General features: G+C 37.0%; 17 protein-coding genes, 1 tRNA gene and 1 pseudogene. 10 read left to right on the top strand and 9 right to left on the bottom strand.

The window, feature by feature from the left end:
* Positions 1–263 precede the first annotated feature (263 nt).
* The gene (gene purL / locus VL047_RS02525) at positions 264–2,486 is read right to left on the bottom strand and encodes a phosphoribosylformylglycinamidine synthase subunit PurL (RefSeq protein ID WP_325358205.1); all 2,223 of its coding nucleotides are present in this window, start codon (positions 2,484–2,486) and stop codon (positions 264–266) included.
* A gap of 247 nt (positions 2,487–2,733) precedes the next feature.
* On the opposite strand from purL, the gene VL047_RS02530 reads away from it, so the two are divergent.
* The 8 genes from VL047_RS02530 (at position 2,734) to VL047_RS02565 (ending at position 12,726) form a co-directional block, all read left to right on the top strand.
* A complete protein-coding gene (locus tag VL047_RS02530) occupies positions 2,734–4,920 on the top strand; it encodes a glutamine synthetase III (RefSeq protein ID WP_325358207.1) in 2,187 nt (728 codons plus the stop codon).
* Between the two features lie 98 nt (positions 4,921–5,018).
* Positions 5,019–6,194: an AIR synthase related protein gene (locus VL047_RS02535; RefSeq protein ID WP_325358209.1), complete on the top strand. Its 1,176-nt coding sequence runs from the start codon at positions 5,019–5,021 to the stop codon at positions 6,192–6,194.
* Between the two features lie 15 nt (positions 6,195–6,209).
* Complete coding sequence (locus tag VL047_RS02540; RefSeq protein WP_325358211.1) at positions 6,210–6,641, top strand: ATP-dependent zinc protease; 432 nt, start codon at positions 6,210–6,212, stop codon at positions 6,639–6,641.
* Between the two features lie 30 nt (positions 6,642–6,671).
* A complete protein-coding gene (rimK, locus tag VL047_RS02545; RefSeq protein ID WP_325358213.1) occupies positions 6,672–7,601 on the top strand; it encodes a 30S ribosomal protein S6--L-glutamate ligase in 930 nt (309 codons plus the stop codon).
* Between the two features lie 38 nt (positions 7,602–7,639).
* Positions 7,640–9,913, top strand: a complete 2,274-nt coding sequence (locus VL047_RS02550; protein WP_325358215.1) for an ATP-dependent helicase — start codon at positions 7,640–7,642, stop codon at positions 9,911–9,913.
* A gap of 11 nt (positions 9,914–9,924) precedes the next feature.
* On the top strand, positions 9,925–10,605 hold the full coding sequence (locus tag VL047_RS02555) for a DUF4290 domain-containing protein (protein ID WP_325358217.1): 681 nt from the start codon (positions 9,925–9,927) through the stop codon (positions 10,603–10,605).
* A gap of 63 nt (positions 10,606–10,668) precedes the next feature.
* The gene (gene murA, locus VL047_RS02560) at positions 10,669–11,994 is read left to right on the top strand and encodes a UDP-N-acetylglucosamine 1-carboxyvinyltransferase (protein WP_325358219.1); all 1,326 of its coding nucleotides are present in this window, start codon (positions 10,669–10,671) and stop codon (positions 11,992–11,994) included.
* An 84-nt stretch (positions 11,995–12,078) separates the two neighbouring features.
* The gene (locus VL047_RS02565; RefSeq protein ID WP_325358220.1) at positions 12,079–12,726 is read left to right on the top strand and encodes a YceI family protein; all 648 of its coding nucleotides are present in this window, start codon (positions 12,079–12,081) and stop codon (positions 12,724–12,726) included.
* A gap of 108 nt (positions 12,727–12,834) precedes the next feature.
* Here VL047_RS02565 and VL047_RS02570 read toward each other — a convergent pair.
* The 6 genes and pseudogenes from VL047_RS02570 to VL047_RS02595 all read right to left on the bottom strand — a co-directional run.
* Positions 12,835–13,806 (bottom strand): annotated as a pseudogene (locus VL047_RS02570) (PLP-dependent cysteine synthase family protein); the annotation flags it as partial.
* A gap of 6 nt (positions 13,807–13,812) precedes the next feature.
* The gene (locus VL047_RS02575; RefSeq protein WP_325358222.1) at positions 13,813–14,634 is read right to left on the bottom strand and encodes an AMP nucleosidase; all 822 of its coding nucleotides are present in this window, start codon (positions 14,632–14,634) and stop codon (positions 13,813–13,815) included.
* 83 nt (positions 14,635–14,717) lie between these two features.
* Positions 14,718–15,977, bottom strand: coding sequence for an ATP-dependent Clp protease ATP-binding subunit ClpX (clpX, locus tag VL047_RS02580; protein ID WP_414635301.1), 1,260 nt, complete (start codon positions 15,975–15,977; stop codon positions 14,718–14,720).
* Positions 15,946–16,656 carry an ATP-dependent Clp protease proteolytic subunit gene (locus tag VL047_RS02585; RefSeq protein WP_325358226.1) on the bottom strand — a complete coding sequence of 237 codons (711 nt, stop codon included), beginning with the start codon at positions 16,654–16,656 and terminating at the stop codon, positions 15,946–15,948. Before VL047_RS02585 ends, clpX begins: the two co-directional genes overlap by 32 nt.
* Before the next feature lie 187 nt (positions 16,657–16,843).
* Entirely contained in the window at positions 16,844–18,184 is a 1,341-nt protein-coding gene (tig, locus tag VL047_RS02590; RefSeq protein WP_325358228.1) for a trigger factor, read from the bottom strand.
* Positions 18,185–18,261: 77 nt separating this feature from the next.
* Positions 18,262–18,343: transfer RNA gene (locus tag VL047_RS02595), tRNA-Leu, on the bottom strand.
* A gap of 174 nt (positions 18,344–18,517) precedes the next feature.
* On the opposite strand from VL047_RS02595, the gene VL047_RS02600 reads away from it, so the two are divergent.
* Both VL047_RS02600 and VL047_RS02605 read left to right on the top strand, forming a co-directional pair.
* Positions 18,518–19,159, top strand: a complete 642-nt coding sequence (locus VL047_RS02600) for a hypothetical protein (RefSeq protein ID WP_325358230.1) — start codon at positions 18,518–18,520, stop codon at positions 19,157–19,159.
* Between the two features lie 94 nt (positions 19,160–19,253).
* Entirely contained in the window at positions 19,254–19,913 is a 660-nt protein-coding gene (locus VL047_RS02605; protein WP_325358232.1) for a sigma-70 family RNA polymerase sigma factor, read from the top strand.
* A 69-nt stretch (positions 19,914–19,982) separates the two neighbouring features.
* On the opposite strand, the gene VL047_RS02610 is transcribed toward VL047_RS02605, so the two are convergent.
* Positions 19,983–20,321 (bottom strand): plastocyanin/azurin family copper-binding protein, encoded by a 339-nt coding sequence (locus VL047_RS02610; RefSeq protein WP_325358234.1) that lies wholly within the window; start codon positions 20,319–20,321, stop codon positions 19,983–19,985.
* The gene (locus tag VL047_RS02615) at positions 20,321–20,860 is read right to left on the bottom strand and encodes a DUF4142 domain-containing protein (RefSeq protein ID WP_325358236.1); all 540 of its coding nucleotides are present in this window, start codon (positions 20,858–20,860) and stop codon (positions 20,321–20,323) included. The genes VL047_RS02610 and VL047_RS02615 overlap by 1 nt, the downstream gene beginning before the upstream one ends.
* Positions 20,861–20,925 lie beyond the last annotated feature (65 nt).

Consider the following 20,925-nt stretch of genomic DNA (forward strand, 5'->3'; position numbering starts at 1 on the left):
GGAAGCCCCTCTTCGATTTCTTTTACGATTTGCTTTGCAAATCGAGCACCAAATTTACGATGCGGTTTCTTGCCTTGCGGCGTTTCATTCCTTTCCATACTACTCGGTTAGAGTGTATAGCTTTTTTAGGAACGAGACAAAGCTTCGTACCTGCTAACCATTAATTCCAATGAATATTTATTATTATTTAAAGAGATTATTAAACACAAAAAAGCCTAAAGTTTTCACTTTAGGCTTTTAAATAGGATGAATATTTCTAAGGATTAATCTCCCAGATGACTGTGGAATACATTGTCGTAAATACTTTTTGCATGAGCAGTTGTATCATACATTTGATCGTCAACAACATTTCCTGAAGAGGTTACTACTCCCAAGTATGAGAATTCTGTTTCTGAGGTTGCCATCGACTCAATAAAGGCAGCTTGTTGCTCTGGTTTTACAGATACTACTACCCTTCCCTGTCCTTCACCGAATAAGAATGCATCTTTTCTGATTTCACTGTCCGTTGCAATTGCAAATCCAAAACCTCTTGGCATCGCAGATTCTAATAATGCGATATAAAGTCCACCATCAGATACATCATGAGCAGAAGCGATTAATTTACCAGCAATTAACTGCTTTATTGTTTGGTGCAAGGTATATTCCTTTTCTATATCAAAATAAGGTGCCGGAGAAGCATCAATTTTATGATAAGATGCAAGGTATTCTGAAGAAGCGATATCGTTGGTTGATTCACCGATTAAGTAAATCAGATCGTCAGTAGCTTTAAAATCCAATGTCATCATATCTGCAGCGTTTTCTAAAACACCCAGCATTCCAATGGTTGGTGTTGGGAAAACAGCACCTTCATCAGACGATTGATTATAAAAACTAACGTTACCACCTGTTACAGGAGTTTCAAATTTCAAACAAGCTTCGCTCATTCCTTTGATAGCACTTACGAACTGCCAGTAAACTTCCGGATTATAAGGGTTACCAAAGTTTAAGCAGTTTGTAATAGCTGAAGGCTCACCACCTGCACATACAATATTACGAGCTGCTTCAGCAACTGCAATAGCTGTTCCTACATGAGGATCGGCGTATACGTAGCGTGCATTACAATCAACTGTTAGCGCGATTGCCTTATTAGTACCTTTTACGGCTACTACTGCAGCATCACTCGGACGGTTATCTGTCATGGTGGCTGTTCCAACCATTGAATCGTACTGATCGGCTACCCAACGCTTAGATGCAATATTTGGATGCGCAATTAGATGCTGAGCAACTTCGCGTAAATCTTCAGGAAGTGGCACATCGTCTATATTAAATTTCTTGAATTCTTGGAAATAGGCAGGCTCTTTATACTCTCGGTGATATACCGGAGCTCCGCCTCCTAATACTAAATCGTCAGCAGGAACATCAGCCACCAGCTCACCATTAGCATAATATTGTAAGCGTTCGGTATCGGTTACTTCTCCGATAATGGCACAATTTAAGTCCCATTTATCAAAAACAGCCTCTACTAAAGCTTCTTTACCTTTCTCTACAACAATCAGCATACGCTCTTGCGACTCAGATAGCAAGATTTCGTAAGGCTTCATATTTTCCTGGCGAACAGGTACCTTATCTAAATCAATACGCATACCGTGCTTACCTTTTGCAGACATTTCTGAGTTTGAGCAGATAATACCTGCTGCACCCATATCCTGCATACCGATAACAGCACCTGTTTTTATCACTTCAAGTGAAGCTTCTAAAAGTAATTTTTCTTGGAATGGATCTCCTACCTGTACAGCAGGCAAATCGTTGACAGAATCTTCTGTAATATCTTTGGATGCAAATGCTGCCCCATGAATACCGTCTTTTCCAGTAGCAGAACCAACAATATAAACGGGGTTTCCGACTCCATAAGAAGTTGCGGAAACGGTTTCTCCTGCTTTTACAATACCTGCCGACATGGCATTTACCAATGGGTTAATTTGATAACAATCATCAAAGAACACCTCACCACCAACAGTTGGAACGCCAAAAGCATTTCCATAATCGCCAATTCCTTTAACTACACCTTTTATTAACCACTTGGTACGATCATTTTCAATATTACCAAAGCGAAGTGAATTCAATTGGGCTATCGGACGTGCACCCATGGTAAAGATATCTCGGTTTATACCTCCAACGCCGGTTGCAGCACCTTGATAAGGTTCTAAAGCTGACGGATGGTTATGCGATTCAATCTTGAAGCAGCAACCCAAACCATCACCGATGTCTACTAAACCTGCATTTTCTTCACCGGCTTCAGCCATCAAGTGAGGACCTTTATTTGGTAATTTTTTCAACCAAACAATAGAGTTTTTATAAGAGCAGTGTTCACTCCACATGACAGAGAATATAGATAATTCTGTAAAGTTGGGAGTGCGCCCTAAAATTTCCTTAATGCGATCGTATTCTTCAGGTATCAACCCGAGCTCTTTAGCAGTTTCTAAAGTACTTAATTCTTGATTTTCCAATGTATCGTTTTAACGTAATAAATAGGTATGCAAAAATAAGAATAATTACTGATTTGGCAATTATTATGACATGAGAGCCTAATCGATTAAAAATACCTGAGACAATGCCTTTATTTTTGATATCTTAAAATATTATCATGAAAAATAGAAAATTACCTCAATAAAAATATGAATTTGTAATTTTTTTTAATGATTTTTGCACAAACAGCAATTTAGATACAGAAAACAACCTCTAATAATTAGAAAAATGAATAATCTTAGGTTTGATGCGGTAGAAACCGTTTTATCTAGACAAAAAAAATCAGTGTCTATTCCGGAAGGTAAGCCTTCTACGTTTTATGGCAAAAACGTTTTCAGTATTGAGAAAATGAAAGAGTACCTGCCAAAAAATGCTTATGAAAAACTAGTAGTCATCATCGATACCGGAGAAGTAATTGATAGAGAATTGGCAGAACACATCTCTCAAGCGATGAAAAGCTGGGCTATTTCTAATGGAGCAACGCATTATTCTCACTGGTTTCAACCATTAACAGGCAGTACCGCTGAAAAACACGATGCTTTCTTTGAACCTGACCGAAATGGTCTGCCGGTAGAAAAGTTTACAGCAGATTCATTAATTCAACAAGAGCCGGATGCTTCAAGCTTCCCTAACGGAGGAATAAGAAACACTTTCGAAGCCAGAGGCTATACAGGATGGGATCCATCATCACCTGTTTTCCTTTTTGAAACAGCTGCCGGTAAAACTCTTTGTATCCCTACTGTTTTCCTTTCTTATACCGGAGAGGCACTTGATTATAAAGCTCCTTTACTGAAAGCCATTAATGCACTCGATAAAGCAGCTGTTGACGTTTGTCAATATTTCGGCAAAAGTGTTACCCGTGTAGCCGCTTCTTTGGGAATTGAACAAGAATACTTTTTAGTTGACTTATCATTATATAATGCCCGGCCGGATTTACTTTTAACCGGAAGAACTCTTTTTGGACATATGTCTGCAAAAGGCCAACAATTAGAAGATCATTATTTCGGCTCTATACCTGAGCGTGTTATGGCTTTTATGGTCGATTTGGAAAATGAATCCTTAAAACTGGGAATTCCATTAAAAACCAGACATAATGAGGTGGCTCCTTCTCAATTTGAATGCGCACCGATGTTTGAAGAGATGAATTTGGCAATTGACCATAATCAGCTTTTGTTAAATATCATGGAGCAAGTAGCCTTGCGTCATAGCTTCAAAGTATTGATCCATGAAAAACCTTATGCAGATATTAACGGTTCTGGAAAACACAATAACTGGTCTTTAATTACCAATACGGGAATCAATTTGTTAGCTCCTGGAAAAACTCCTAAAACTAACTTGATGTTCCTTACCTTTTTTGTAAACACCATCAAGGCTGTTTATGAACATGCTGATTTATTACGTGCTTCTATTGCATCTGCAAGCAACGATCACCGTTTAGGAGCCAACGAAGCACCGCCAGCTATTATATCAATATTCTTAGGCAGTCAGTTAAACGATGTTTTAGATGAAATTGAAACTCCTAGAATTGCGAAGATTGTTAAATCTGAAAGCATGCTATGGCATGGTATTCCCAAGATCCCTGAATTAAACTTAGATAATACTGATCGTAACAGAACATCGCCATTCGCATTTACCGGCAATAAATTCGAATTCAGAGCAGTAGGTTCTTCTGCTAACAGTGCGAGTTCAATGACTGTTTTAAATGCTATTGTTGCTGATCAATTAATACAATTTAAGGCTGATGTCGACAAACTAATTGCGAAAGACACCAAAAAAGATTTAGCTATCTTAAACGTTATCCGTAAATATCTTAAACAATCCAGAGCTATTCGCTTTGAAGGAAACGGATATAGCAAAGAATGGGAAATAGAAGCAGAAAACCGAGGATTATCTAATATAAAAACAACGCCAAAGGCACTGGACGTATATACCAGTGATAAATCATTGAAACTTTTTGAATCTTTAGGTATCTTAAACAGAAGAGAATCTCATGCACGTCATGAAATATTATTGGAAAGCTATTTCAAAAAGATTCAAATAGAAGCGCGTGTTATTGGAGAGATTGTAAATAGCATGCTTGCTCCCGCATCCATCACTTATTTGAATGAGCTTGTTGAAAATGTAAAAGGATTAAAAGACCTTGGATTACCTAAAGAGTCTTATAGCTCACAACTTAATTTAGTAGAGCGTATTTCTACGCTTATTAATGAAATATTAGAAAATACGGAAGCCATGCGTCAAGAACGTAAAAAGGCAAACCATATTGAAGATATTCGTGAAAAAGCCATCGCATACGATGAAAATGTACGTGTTTATTTTGATAAGATCCGTTATTATATCAATAAATTGGAACAGATTGTTGACGACAACAAATGGCCTGTACCGAAATTAAGAGAGTTATTATTTGTAAATTAAGAACGTTTTAATTGATGTGTTAATTATTTCTGAGGGCTGGTTAAACCAGCCCTCTTTCTTTTTACTCTTTCTCAATTCTTATCCTTATTTTTGTCGCAATGTCTGATTTAAAATACAACCAGCGCGGAGTTTCCGCAGGAAAAGAAGATGTGCATAATGCCATCAAGAATATTGACAAAGGAATATACCCTCAAGCTTTTTGCAAGATTATTCCTGATATTTTAGGAAATGACAGTTCCTATTGCAACATCATGCATGCAGATGGAGCTGGAACAAAATCTTCTCTTGCCTATATTTATTGGAAAGAAACCGGCGATGCGAGTGTTTGGAAAGGCATTGCGCAAGATGCTATCATCATGAATTTAGATGATCTGCTATGTGTTGGCGCTACCGATAATATCTTACTTTCTTCTACCATTGGAAGAAATAAGAACTTGATACCGGGCGAAGTAATTGCCGAAATCATTAACGGTACAGAAGAAATTCTGGCTGAGTTACGAGAAATGGGAGTTGGAATTTACTCAACAGGTGGCGAAACTGCCGATGTGGGTGATTTAGTACGAACAATTATTGTTGACTCTACGGTTACTTGCAGAATGAAGCGTGAGGATGTAATTTCCAACCATCGTATTCAAGCAGGAGATGTAATTGTTGGTCTGGCTTCTTTCGGGAAGGCTACTTATGAGAAGGAATATAATGGTGGAATGGGCTCAAACGGATTAACTTCTGCCCGCCACGATGTATTTAATAAGTTCATTGCAGAAAAATACCCTGAAAGTTTTGATCCGGCTGTACCGGAAGAATTGGTATTTGCAGGCGGCAAATCATTAACGGATAGCATTGATATTGGCAATGGAGAATCGATAACTGCCGGCAAACTGGTTTTATCGCCAACGCGCACCTATGCCCCGGTAATTAAAAAGATTTTGGATAGCTATCGTGCAAAAATACACGGTATGGTACATTGTAGTGGGGGTGCTCAAACTAAAGTATTACACTTTGTTGAGAATCTTCATATTATAAAAGATAATTTATTTCCGATTCCTCCTCTTTTTAAATTAATTCAGCAAGAATCAGGAACGGATTGGCAAGAGATGTATAAGGTATTCAATATGGGTCATCGGATGGAAATTTATGTTTCAACCGAGACTGCAGAAGATATTATAGCTATTTCAAAAAGCTTCGGCATAGAAGCGCAAATAGTTGGTCGCGTGGAAGCTGCAGAGAGCAAGAAAGTTACGATTCAATCTGAGTTCGGAACCTTCGAATATTAAAATTAAGCTAAGGGCATGAAAACAATTGGCTGGAAGGAATTAGTTGATTTTACTGACTTCGACATTCTGGATGTACCAGCGAAAATTGATACAGGAGCCAAGACTTCTGTGCTGCATTGTGATCATATTGAATTAATAAAAAAAGGGAGAAAACAATTTGTTAAGTTTATTCCTTTAAGTGAAGGTTCTTCTACAGGAAAGTTTTTTACACTCCCTTTTCATAAAGAAAGAAAGATTAAAAACTCGTTCGGACTCGAAGAAAACCGTTATATAATTCATACGCAAATTAAAATGTTTGGCGAAACTCATGGAATTGAGATATCTTTAAGAGATCGATCTAATATGGAGTTCCCAGTATTATTAGGAAGAAGCTTTATTCGCAAAAAATTCTTAGTCGACGTAAGCCGCTCTAATTTATCTTCCAAAAGAACATCGGTAAAAAAATAATAAAGGATTAACCTTTAAAACCCCTAGCAAGTGAAAATTGCAATCCTGTCGACAAATAGAAATCTATATTCTACGAAAAAGCTCTATGAAGCTGCTATAAAGCGTGGACATGATTGTGTGATTATGGACCATCGGAAATGCTATGTGGGTATTAAACAAGGTAAACCCAGCATCCATTATAATGGACAAGATGTATCGGATATCGACGCTATTATCCCTAGAATTGGGGCTTCAGTAACCTTTTATGGCTCTGCTATTGTTCGCCAGTTTGAGGTAATGGGCGTAGTATCTGCCAATCCGAGTCAGGGTATAACCCGCTCCAGGGATAAACTTCGTTGTATGCAGATTCTATCCGGGGCCGGAATTGGTTTACCAGTAACCGGTTTCGCTAAGAATACACACGACGTTGATGATTTAATAAAGATGGTTGGAGGGGCTCCTCTGGTAATTAAACTATTAGAAGGAACACAAGGAATTGGAGTAGTTTTAGCAGAAACTAAGAAAGCGGCAAGCTCAGTGATTGAAGCTTTCTTTGGTTTGGGCAATAATATTTTGATACAAGAATTTATTAAAGAGTCAAAAGGAACCGATATCCGCGTATTGGTGGTTGATGGAAAAGTAGTAGGTGCTATGAAGAGGGTTGCTAAAGAAGGCGAGTTTCGCTCCAACCTGCATCGTGGCGGTACAGCAGAATTAATTAAATTGAGCAAGGCTGAAAAAGAAACCGCTTTAAAAGCATGTAAAGAATTAGGCTTAACCGTTTGTGGTGTAGATATGCTACCTTCAGACCGGGGGCCACTGGTATTGGAAGTAAATTCTTCTCCCGGATTGGAAGGAATTGAAAAAGCCACCGGGAAGGACATTGCGTCCAAGGTTATTGAGTTTCTAGAGAAGCAATATGCTAGTAAAATGCAGAATTTACATAGTTCCCGCAAATCTTCAGCAGGGCGTAAATTATAATTGTGTAAATTAAATAAAAAATTAAGAAAGGTAGAAGTTTGGACTATTTACAAGGATTAAACACTTCACAAAGAGCAGCAGTAGAACAAATAAAAGGGCCGGTGATGATCGTTGCCGGAGCCGGTTCAGGTAAAACAAGGGTGATTACCTACCGAGTAGCACACCTTATAAATAATGGGGTCGATCCTTTCAATATCTTAGTGCTGACTTTTACGAATAAGGCAGCACGTGAAATGCGTGAACGTATTACAAAGGTTGTTGGTGGTGAAGCTAAGAATATATGGATGGGAACTTTTCACTCGGTATTTGCAAAAATATTACGAGTAGAGGGCCATCATCTTGGCTATCCAAGCAATTTCACCATTTACGATACGGATGATTCTAAAAGTCTTATTCGTACAATTTTAAAGGAAATGCAATTAGATGACAAGTTGTATAATGCCAACTTTGTCTATAACAGAATATCATCTGCAAAGAATAATCTGATCTCTGCAGGTGAATATCAGAAGAATGATCATATTCAAGCAGAGGATCAATCATCGGGCAGGCCCCACTTAGGAACAATTTATCAAACTTATTCACAGCGATGCTTTAAAGCAGGTGCAATGGATTTTGATGATCTCCTATTTAATACAAACGTTTTGATGAAAAACCATCCGGATGTATTGTATAAGTATCAAAATAAGTTTAAATATCTCATGCTTGATGAGTATCAGGATACGAACTTCTCTCAATATATAATTGTGAAGAAACTGGCAGCTATCCATGAGAATTTATGTGTGGTAGGTGATGATGCACAGAGTATTTATGGCTTTAGAGGTGCTAATATTCAAAATATATTAAATTTCGGAAAAGATTATCCGGACTTAAGCGTCTTTAAGCTTGAGCAAAATTATCGTTCAACACAGAATATTGTAAATGTAGCCAATAGTATCATCTCAAAGAATGAACATCAATTGAAGAAGGATGTTTTCTCTACGAATGAAGTAGGCGACAAAATCAAGATATCACGTGCTTTCAGCGATAATGAAGAGGGAAAAATTGTAGCCGAGAATATAGCTCAAAAGCGTTCTCTTTCAGGATCTCCTTATCAGAGTTTTGCAATCTTATACCGTACAAATGCGCAGTCCAGAGCCATGGAAGAAGCATTAAGAAAGATCGGCATTCCTTATAAGATTTATGGAGGTACTTCCTTCTATCAGAGAAAAGAAATCAAAGATTTGATATCTTATTTCCGCTTAACGTTTAATCCGAATGATGAAGAGGCATTAAAGCGTGTGATAAATTATCCACGTCGGGGTATCGGCAACACCTCGGTTGAGCGTATCATGGTAGCAGCGAATGAACATAATATTTCACTATGGGATGTTATCAGTCATGCTGAGCGCTACCTGGATGCAAGAACTGCCGCAACTGTTGCTCCCTTTAGTCTTTTAATTCAAAGCTTTCAGGCAGCTGCAAGTAGCAATACCGCTTTTGACAGTGCTATGCACATTGCTCAACATTCCGGTCTGCTGAAAGATTTGTATGAAGATAAGTCGATTGAAGGCTTAAGTAGATATGAAAATATCCAGGAGCTGCTCAATGGAATTAAGGAATTTAGCGATCGTGAAGATATTGAGGAAAAAGGCCTGGATATATTTATGCAGGATATTGCTTTATTGACTAACGAAGACAATGATAAGGATCCGAATGCAGATACGGTTTCTTTGATGACCATACATGCTTCTAAAGGGCTTGAATTCCCCTACGTTCATATCGTAGGTTTGGAGGAGAACTTATTTCCTTCGCAACGTTCCTTAAATTCCCGCGAAGATTTAGAAGAAGAACGTCGTTTATTTTATGTAGCTTTAACCCGCGCTGAAAAAAACATCTATATTTCTTATGCTACCTCACGGTATCAATGGGGTAATTTAAACAACTGTGAACCCAGTCGTTTTATAGATGAGCTGGATCCTCAATACCTGGATCTGGATTTCAGGCCAAAATCAACTAGTTCTGACTCTTCTTCCTTTGGAAATGAAAGAAGCTCTTGGCAGCAGGCAGATACTTTTTCTAAGCCAACTCCAAAAACGATTAGGCCAAAAACTACTTCCATTTTACCTAAAGCTCATGTGCCTTCTGCTGGATTTACACCTTCAGACACAAGAAATTTGCAGGTAGGAATGGAAGTTGAGCATGAAAGATTTGGCTATGGGAAAGTAGTAAATATGGAAGGAAAGAACCCTGATTTAAAGGCAACTATTTTCTTTAAAGAATTAGGACAGAAGCAATTGTTGCTTAAATTTGCAAAACTTAGAATTATAGAATAAATTAATCTTATATGGAATTCGATTATAACAGCACACGAAGCCATCTTATTTTAGCAGAATATGGTCGCAATGTGCAAAACATGGTAGATTATATATGCACCCTACCTACCCGTGAAGAACGTAATAAATATGCCCAGGTAGTTATTGATTTAATGGGATTTTTAAACCCTCATTTAAGAGATGTTGCTGACTTTAAGCATAAATTATGGGATCATTTATTCATCATTTCTAATTTTAAGATAGACGTTGATTGCCCTTATCCCAGACCTGTAGAAGGCTCAACGCGCACTAAACCAGAAATATTAGCTTATCCACAGAACCGTATCAAGTTTAAACATTACGGCAAAACTGTGGAAAAAATGATTGAAACAGCCAAAAATATTGAAGATCCGCAACGAAAAGATCATATGATCCTATCGATTGCGAACTTTATGAAAATGGCCTATGTTACCTGGAATAAAGATTCAGTTATTGATGAAACAATTATCAATGACTTAAAAGAACTTTCTAATGGTGAGCTTCAGGTTAGCAATGATCTTACCTTAGCAAAAGTTGAATTTAAGACCCCTCCTCCAGGAAGTCGTACACGTACAGCCCAAAACACAAAAGGGAGAAGCAATGGCTCGAACAATAAGAACCAGGGTCAAAGTAACGGGTACAATAAAAAGAGAAATACAGGAAAGCGATACTAATATAATTCTAGAACATAACCATTTCTTTCTGCTTAAGATTGAATCGGCTAATTTTTTAAATCAATGATCAAAAATTCTTTTGAAATTATCGGCGGAAAACCTCTTAAAGGTGAGATAATACCTCAAGGTGCTAAAAACGAAGCCTTACAAGTGATATCAGCCGTTCTATTAACGAAAGAAAAAGTCACTATCAGCAATATCCCCGATATAAAAGATGTTAACAAACTGATAGAGCTATTAATCGCATTGGGTGTTGAGGTAAACAGAATCAACGATGACACGTATACTTTTGAAGCAGCCGACATCAATATTGAATACTTCAAAACTGAAGAATTTAAAACAAAGGGTGGCGGATTACGCGGCTCTATTATGATTATTGGTCCTTTATTAGCTCGTTTTGGTAAGGCAGCAATTCCTAAACCAGGTGGAGATAAAATAGGTCGTCGCCGACTGGATACTCACTTCATCGGCCTTGAAAAGCTAGGTGCTAAATTTATTTATAACCCAGATACTCACTTCTTTAATATTGATGCGACTCATTTAACAGGAACTTATATTCTATTAGATGAAGCTTCCGTAACAGGTACCGCTAACATCGTTATGGCTGCAAGTTTAGCGAAGGGAACGACAGTTCTTTATAATGCAGCTTGCGAACCTTATTTACAACAGCTTTGCAAAATGCTGAACCGGATGGGTGCTAACATAACCGGTGTAGGTTCCAATTTACTTACCATACATGGCGTTGAATCCTTGGGAGGCACCGAACATAGAATGTTACCCGATATGATTGAGATTGGCTCTTTTATCGGCTTAGCAGCTATGACAGGTTCAGAGATTACAATTAAAGACGTTCATTTCAAGGAGTTGGGAATTATTCCTTCTATTTTCGCACGTTTAGGTATTAAATTCGAGCTTCGAGGCGACGATATTTACATACCTAGCCAATCAAACTATGAAATTGAAACGTTTATAGATGGCTCTATACTAACTGTAAGCGATGCTCCCTGGCCTGGCTTTACACCTGATCTATTAAGCATTATTCTGGTAACTGCCATTCAGGCTAAAGGAAATGTATTAATACATCAAAAAATGTTCGAGAGCCGTTTATTCTTTGTAGATAAGCTAATTGATATGGGTGCTCAAATTATCTTATGCGATCCTCATAGAGCTACAGTTATTGGTTTAAATAACGAAGTTAAATTACGTGGAATCGAAATGTCTTCACCTGATATACGTGCAGGAGTATCTTTATTAATTGCCGCTCTTTCTGCACAAGGGAAATCTACCATCCATAACATAGATCAAATCGAAAGAGGATATCAACATATTGAACAGCGTTTAAAGGCTTTAGGGGCAGATATTAAACGTGTTGATACCAATCTGAGGTAAATAGCAATATTGTTACCCTTTAACGGATCTAAGTAGAATATAATTTGTTTTCTTTGAAGTTAATTATAATCAAAAATTACGACAATGAAAATGAAGACTACTTTTGCTCTATTTGGCGTTACGGCCATCCTACTTACTTCTTGTGTTAGTAATCCGGAAGGAGAACGTGCTGCAACTACCGATGCTATCGAAACAGGTATTATTGCTGATGGAACGACGTTAGCTCTCGATACAAGCGCATCTCAGGTAATATGGCATGCAAACAAAGTGTCCAAGGAGCATTTTGGAGAAGTTAGCCTCACTTCAGGTAATATAAATGTTTCTAGCGAAGGTAAAATAACCGGTGGTAATTTCACAATCGATATGAATACCATTGAAGTTCAAGATCTGGAACCAGGTGATTCTAGAGACCGATTAGCCGGACATTTAAAAAATGAAGATTTCTTTGATGTAACAAAATACCCCACAGCTTCTTTTGAAATTACTTCAGTTACAGAAGGTGAAACTACCAATGATTTGGTAATTGCAGGAAATCTAAATATGCATGGAGTTACTAAGAACATCACTTTTAATGCAAAAGTAACTGAGTCTACACCAACATCTGTTGTTGCTGATGCAGACTTTAATGTTGCCCGTGAAGATTGGGGAGTAAATTATCAAGGAAAAGCTGATGACTTAATCAGCAAGGAATTCAATCTTAAAATCAAGATTGTAGCTAAAAATCAAATATAGAACAATTGTAAAAGCAATATAATCATATACTCAAAACAGAAAGCCCTCCATTAAATTAATGGAGGGCTTTCTGTTTATTAAACCTTAATCAGTTTATATATCCTAGTCCAGATATCCTTGTTCCTTTAACCAATCCTCATTGAACATTTTACCCATGTATCGGGAACCATGATCGTGAAAGATGACTACCACAACATCGCCCTCCTTTAATTGATCCTTCAATTGAAGGACTCCTGCTAATGCAGCACCCGCCGAATTACCTACAAAGATTCCTTCTTTAAGCGCAATTTCGCGAGTCATTAAAGCAGCATCTTTATCGGTTACTTTTTCGAAGTAATCAATAACATCGAAATCAACATTGCCAGGTAAGAAATCTTCACCAATACCTTCTGTTACATAGGGATAGATCTCATCTTTATCAAAGATCCCAGTTTCTTTATATTTCTTAAACACCGACCCATAAGAATCGATACCCCATATTTTGATATCCGGATTCTTTTCTTTCAAAAATTTTCCTGCTCCACAGATCGTTCCTCCCGTCCCTACTCCTACTACCAAATGCGTAATCTTACCTTCAGTTTGTTCCCAAATCTCTGGTCCGGTTTGTTCATAATGAGCTTGTGTATTCGACAAGTTGTCATACTGATTGGGTTTCCAAGAGTTAGGAGTTTCGCGCACCAATCGACTTGAAACTGAATAATATGAACGTGGGTCTTCAGGCTCAACGTTTGTAGGACAAACGATTACTTCTGCACCAAAGGCACGCAAAGCATCAAATTTCTCTTTCGATTGTTTATCTGTACTTGTAAAAATACATTTATAACCTTTTATAACTGCTGCCATAGCAAGACCCATTCCTGTATTTCCCGAAGTTCCTTCGATAATGGTACCTCCCGGCTTAAGAAGCCCGGCTTTCTCAGCATCCTCGATCATCTTAACTGCCATGCGGTCTTTAATTGAGTTTCCCGGATTTGTAGACTCGATCTTAGCTAAAACAGTAGCAGGTATTTCTTTTGTAATGTTGTTCAATTTAACTAGTGGCGTGTTACCAATCGTCTCTAATATATTATTATACCACATGTAGTATCAAAATTTAAGATGTTTGACAGTTAATTTATTGTGAATTAGTTGTTGAAGAGAATCAATTCCTATTTTTAGATGCATTTCGACAAAGTTAGCTGTTACATGCGTGTCACTTTTATCTGTTTTTACACCTTCTGGTTCCATAGGCTGATCAGATATCAATAATAAAGCCCCGGTAGGAATCTTATTTGCAAAGCCTACAGAAAAGATCGTGGCAGTTTCCATGTCGACTACCATTGCTCGCACATCCTTTAAGTATTTCTTAAATTGTTTATCATGCTCCCATACTCTTCTGTTGGTCGTATAAACCGTTCCGGTCCAATAATCCATCTCATTATCACGTATAGATGTTGATATTGCCTTTTGCAATGCGAAGGCAGGTAGTGAAGGGACTTCAGGAGGAAAATAATCGTTGGAAGTACCTTCTCCTCGAATAGCTGCAATGGGAAGGACCAGATCCCCTATTTTATTTTTCTTTTTAATACCTCCGGCCTTACCTAAGAAAAGTACCGCACTTGGTTTAATAGCTGATAGTAAATCCATGACGGTTGCTGCTACCGGACTTCCCATTCCAAAATTTATAATGGTGATCCCATCAGCTGTAACACTTTGCATAGGCTTATCGAGGCCAAGTATAGGTGCATTATCATGCAACTTAGAGAACATCTGTAAGTAATTAGAAAAGTTTGTTAATAGTATATACTTTCCAAATTCATCCAAAGACCTGCCTGTATAGCGTGGAAGCCAATTTAAAACAATCTCCTCCTTAGTTTTTAATCCTATTTTAACCGGACTGCTATTTTCATCCTTTTCTTTTTCCTGCATAATTTAAAGGCTAAGAACCATTTGAATAAATATAAAAAAAATCCCCGCAATTAGCGAGGATTCCTTTATGCTTAAGAACATTCTTAAGCAGCTTTTAACTTATCTATATCAGATTTCATTAGTTTATCTTGTGCATATTCTAAGGTTATTTGCAAATCGATCATTGCCTTATGCTTCTTTGATGGCATTTCATACATGGCATCTAACATAATGGCTTCACAAATAGCACGTAAACCTCTTGCTCCTAAGTTAAACTCCATTGCTTTATCAACAATGAAATCAAAAACTTCCTTATCAAATTCAAGTTTAACATTTTCATATTCAAATATCTTCTGATATTGTTTAATCAATGCATTCTTCGGATCGGTAAGAATATTTAATAAGGTATCTCTATCCAGAGGATTTAAATGAGTGATCACTGGAAGCCTTCCAATTAATTCAGGAATTAATCCAAATGATTTCAGATCAAGCGGAGTCAGATATTTATGCAAATTATCTTCATCAATCATTCCTCCATTGGTCTGCATTTTATAGCCAACAGTCTGCGTACGCAATCTTTTGGCAATCCGCTTCTCAATTCCGTCAAATGCTCCTCCACATATAAATAGGATATTGGATGTGTTTACAGGAATCATTTTCTGATCTGGATGCTTACGTCCTCCTTGAGGTGGAACGTTAACGATGGTTCCTTCTAAGATCTTAAGCAAAGCTTGCTGAACACCCTCTCCTGATACATCTCTGGTAATTGAAGGGTTATCACTTTTCCGGGCAATTTTGTCAATCTCATCGATGTAAACAATACCCTGCTCTGCAGCAGTCACATCATAGTCTGCAGATTGTAAAACTCGCGTTAAGATACTTTCTACATCCTCTCCCACATAGCCAGCTTCCGTTAATACGGTTGCATCAACAATGCTAAAAGGAACATTTAATATCTTTGCAATTGTCTTAGCCAATAAGGTCTTTCCTGTTCCTGTTTTACCCACCATGATAATATTCGACTTTTCAATCTCAATACCATCTTCGTCAATCTTTTGGCTTAAACGTTTATAATGATTGTATACCGCAACCGACAATACTTTTTTAGCCTCATCTTGTCCAATAACATACTGATCTAAATGATCTTTAATCTCAATAGGTTTTAATAGCTTTAAGGCCGACTGCACACTTTTACTTTTGCGCAGATCCAACTCTTCGTTAAGAATCTCTTTAGCCTGCGATACGCACTGGTCACATATATGTGCATTATCCCCAGCTATTAGCATTAATGTATCCTTTTTAGCTCTTCCGCAAAAGGAACAAGTTATTTCTTTACTTTTTGCCATCTTCTTTTTTCTTTCCAATCAACACTTCATCAACCATCCCATGTAGCTTTGCTTCATCTGAGGTCATCCAGAAATCCCTGTCTGACGATTTTTCTACCCATTCATAAGGTTGTCCGGAATGCTCTGAAATTATATTATAAAGTTCCTTCTTCAACTTTAACATCTCACGAAGGTTAATCTCCATATCAGTAGCTACACCTTGTGCGCCGCCTGAAGGCTGATGAATCATTACGCGAGAATGTTTCAAAGCAGCACGCTTACCGTGAGCACCTGCAACAAGTAAAACTGCACCCATTGAAGCTGCCATTCCAGTACAAATGGTTGCCACATCAGGAGAAATATACTGCATGGTGTCATAAATTCCTAAACCGGCATAAACACTACCACCTGGAGAATTTATATATATTTGAATATCACGCTGAGCATCAGCAGACTGAAGGAACAATAATTGAGCTTGGATAATATTAGCAACTTGGTCGCCAATTGCATCTCCCAAAAATATAATACGGTCCATCATTAAACGTGAAAACACATCCATTTGGGCCACATTCATCTGCCTTTCCTCAATGATATAAGGAGTCATTGAGCTTGGTACATGAATATTCTCAACTCTTGAAATAAAACCATCAACATGTTGACTGCCAATGTGGTGATGCTTTACAGCATATTTTCTAAATTCATTTTTATCGATACTCATATTATTTTTGATTTATTGTATGACGAATATAGGGAATAAGGTTATCATTATAAAAATACAAAGATTGCAAAAATTGCGCCATCTGTTATATTAAGAAATAACTGACAAATTGCCCGATTAGTGGAGGCATAAAAAATGTCATATCGGTTTTCCAATATGACATTTCCTTATCGCAAGGTTGCGGTGTTTATTTCAATTCAAGAAACTTATTGTAAGGGATATCTTTTTTCTCAATCTTAACCAAGCCCTTTAAATAATCAAAAACTTTTAAAGCTTTCACTTCTTCAAATAACCGATTAGCCTGCTCTTTATCTTGTAAAAGTTGCATAGCATATTGATTTAATTGTTCTTCAGGTAGTTCCTGTTGACCATACATCTTAAACTGAGCCAATAAACGCTCTTTTGCTGTAGCAACTACTTCTTCGTATTTAATCTCCAATTCATTATCATTGATAATTTTATTTTCAATTAATGTCCAGCGTAGGTTTTTAGCGAAATCATCGTAACCTTCCTGAATTTCTTCATCAGTTAATTTCTCATTGGTTGCTTTTAACCAACGTTTTAAGAACTCATCAGGAAAATCTGCCTTAACACGATCCATTCCTAATGTATATAAGTCATTTTGAAGCTTCTGATCAGCATTCTGAACAAACATCTCTTCAATCTCCTTTGTAACACGAGCTCTGAATTCTTCTTCGGTTTTCACTTCATCTTCACCATAGATCTTATTAAAGAACTCTTGATCCAGTTCAGCTTCTTCTAAACGATTAACATTTTCAACTGTTAATTGGAACAAAGAACCTAAAGCTTCTACCTGATCTTCTTCAATTTCAAGAATTCTTGCAACAGTACTATTGTCGTATGCTTTTTTCAAGTCAATAACTACTGTATCACCTTTCTTTAAGCCAACCAAGCTTTTCTTGATTTTCTTAACATCAATAATATCGGTACGAAGAGAAGCCGTTTTAGTAAGTCCGCCCTCAATAACTTCGTTTTTATCGTCAACTTGTTTTAATTCTCCGTAAATCACATCGTTCTCTTCTGAAACCTCAGGATTTGAACGTTTACCGTAGCTTTTACGAAGATTTGAAACTCGGGAGTTCAATGTTTCTTCGTCAGCTTTTATTGTATACTCTGTTAAAGTATCTTTATCAGAAAAAGGAACCTCTACTTTTGGCGCTAAACCAATTTCATACTGAAATTTAAAATCCTCTGTAAAATCCCAAGCATATTCTTTACCTTCTTCTTCTTTCGGAAGTGGTTGTCCCAAAATCTCAAGCTTATTTTCAGAGATAAAATTATTTAAGCTGTCGCCAACAATTTTATTTATCTCGTCAATTAAAATAGCTTTACCATACGTTCTTCTGATATGAGATGCAGGCACCATTCCTGGGCGAAAACCTGGTAATTTAGCTTTTTTTGCCTGACTTTTAATTACACTATCAACTTGACTTTTATAATCTTCCGGTGTTAACTCGATATTGATTATTGCATTCAAATCATCAATGTTTTCTTGAGAAATATTCATAGCTATTATTGCTTTTTACTTTGTTTTTATATCTTTTTAACAAAAATTCCCCCCGGTTGTTGCCGGGAGGAATCAAGTGCGGAAGAAGGGACTCGAACCCCCACGCCGTGAAGCGCCAGATCCTAAGTCTGGTGCGGCTACCAATTACGCCACTTCCGCAGGTACTTACTATTAATTATGGATTGCAAAGGTAATATCTTTACTGAAACCAACAAAATGATTTTTGATTTATTTTAATAATATTTTATAAGTCATTAATATACGTAACATTAGCTTCTAAATCATTCGTATAATGATTGTTTTTCGTAATTTTGACATTCAATACTTCTTCTTATGAAAATAGTTTATTCCCTGATTCTGAGCCTTCTTTTCTTATCAGCTTGTACCAATGATAAAAAAGCAACTACTAAAGAGGAAGAAAAGAAAGACTCCATCTCTATACAGCAAGATAGCCTTCCTGTTATAGAAAAAGAAGAAATCGGCATAAGCGATTTAACTCAAACAATCCTAAAGGAAATTAAAAACAAAAATTACACTTTTCTCATTCAATATATAAAGCCTGATTTAGGTCTGCGCTTCAGCCCATATGGTTTTGTAAACACCAGTACAGATATTGTACTGAAACCCGAGCAGTTCCGCTCACTGCTTAACGATTCAACGAAATTAGTCTGGGGGCACTATGACGGATCCGGTGATGAAATTCACCTAAGTCTCCCAGAATATTTTGATAAGTTCGTTTATAATGCAGATTTCTTAAAACCAGAGAAATTTTCGCTCAATAAATCAGCTTCCAAAGGAAATAGCCTGAATAACATTATGGAGGTCTATCCAAATGCGGAATACACAGAAAGCTACTTCTCTGGTTTTGAAAAGAAGTATGCCGGAATGGACTGGCAAGCATTGCGTTTAGTTTTTACAATGGAAGGCGGAAAATACTACCTGGTAGGAATAGTACACGACCAGTGGACAATCTAATCTTTATACGGAAGAAAGTCCAAAAAGCTATTTTATTTCAAAAAAATGTAACCCTTTATAATTATAGGTACTCTACTACTTATAAAACGGTTCCATGAACTTAACCCAAACAATAAATCAGACATTAAGTGATGATGACATCATTGCTGAAATATTAAACGGAGAAACGTATTTATATGAAACGCTGATCCGTAAATTCAATTCTCGCTTATACCGAATTAGTATGTCTATCGTAAACGACGATAAAGAAGCGGAAGATATTATGCAAATTTCTTATCTGAATGCCTATCGGCAATTAGCCAATTTTAAGCATAATTCAAGCTTTGGCACCTGGTTGACCAGAATATTAATTAACGAGAGTTTATTGCATAAGAAAAGAAAACAGATATTCGAAAAAAGGCGACTAGAAAGCATCTTTCATGATTATCATTGTGAAACACCTTTAGATAACCTTATGAATAAGGAATTAAAATTGATACTGGAAAAAGCAGTGTTTACACTGCCTGAAAAATACAGGCTTGTATTTGTAATGCGAGAGGTAGAAGGTATGAGCACCCAAGAAACGATGGAAGCTCTGGATCTGGGTGAATCTAACGTTAAAATCCGACTGTCTCGTGCTAAGGAAATGCTTCGCAATGAATTAAAGAGTTATTGGCGTCCGAAGCAACTTCTGGAGTTTAATCTGGTACGTTGCGATGTAATTGTTAACTACGTTATGTCAGAAATAGAGATAGATAAAATGGTGAGACCTTAATAAATACTTTTACATATAAACTTAAACGGGTGATCTATTTCATTAAAGATCACCCGTTTTTCATGAAAACTAATTTAATACTATTTTACCCTTCATAACTACATGAATGCTGCAATAGTAGTCGGCTGCTTCTGTTACAGCCATTTTCCATGATCCATCCGCTAGAATTACAGACGACGTCCATGCTTTCTGTTTTTCTTCTGTCACATCATGAGGCACGATATCTTTATTTATCCATATAATGGTATCCCCTTTATTAACAGTAATACTCTCTGGCACAAACTTCATATCCTTAATCTCTACAGTGTATGTTTTAGGATCTACCTGCGCAGAAGCACAGCTATAGATAACAAAAGACATAAGTAGTAAACCAATGCAGCTACTTAAAACAAATGCAAACCTTTTCATTATTTAAGGTCTTTTTGCACCATTTCAGCATGAGAAAGGTGAGTATTTAACGCAGGTAGAACCTTTTCCAGCAGACCTTTAAGTTCGGCATTTTGACTTTGAGGAATCAACAAACCCAATACTGCTGCAATCACAGCCTTGTGATAAGCTACCTCATTGTCAATGTATGCTTTATCAAAAGCTTTTCCAGACTTGGCACGAAGAGCCTTTCCAGTTTTTGCTGCATCAGCCAATAGCTTTTGACTTACAGCATTATCTTTAGGAGTTACTTTCAATTTAGTAACCAATGCTACAGCCTGTGCAATAACTGCCTTATGATCATTGGCCATTGTTTCAGCAAACCTTAATACCCCGGGATTCTTTGATTTATCTTTTGCAATATCAGCATAGTTGATATCAATTTGATTAGCAGTTACTGCAACTGAAGCAATTTCCGGATCTGTTAACTGAGGATTTTGAGCGAATGAATCGATGTTAAACACAGTAATGAAAGCCAAAGCAATCATTGTGGAATACACTACTTTTTTAAAGTTTTTCATATTGAACCTTTTTTTAAAATGATTTTGAATTTAATACCTGTTAGAGACAGGCAATAAAAAAAGGG

The organism is Albibacterium sp., assembly GCF_035514885.1.
Taxonomy (GTDB): domain Bacteria; phylum Bacteroidota; class Bacteroidia; order Sphingobacteriales; family Sphingobacteriaceae; genus Albibacterium.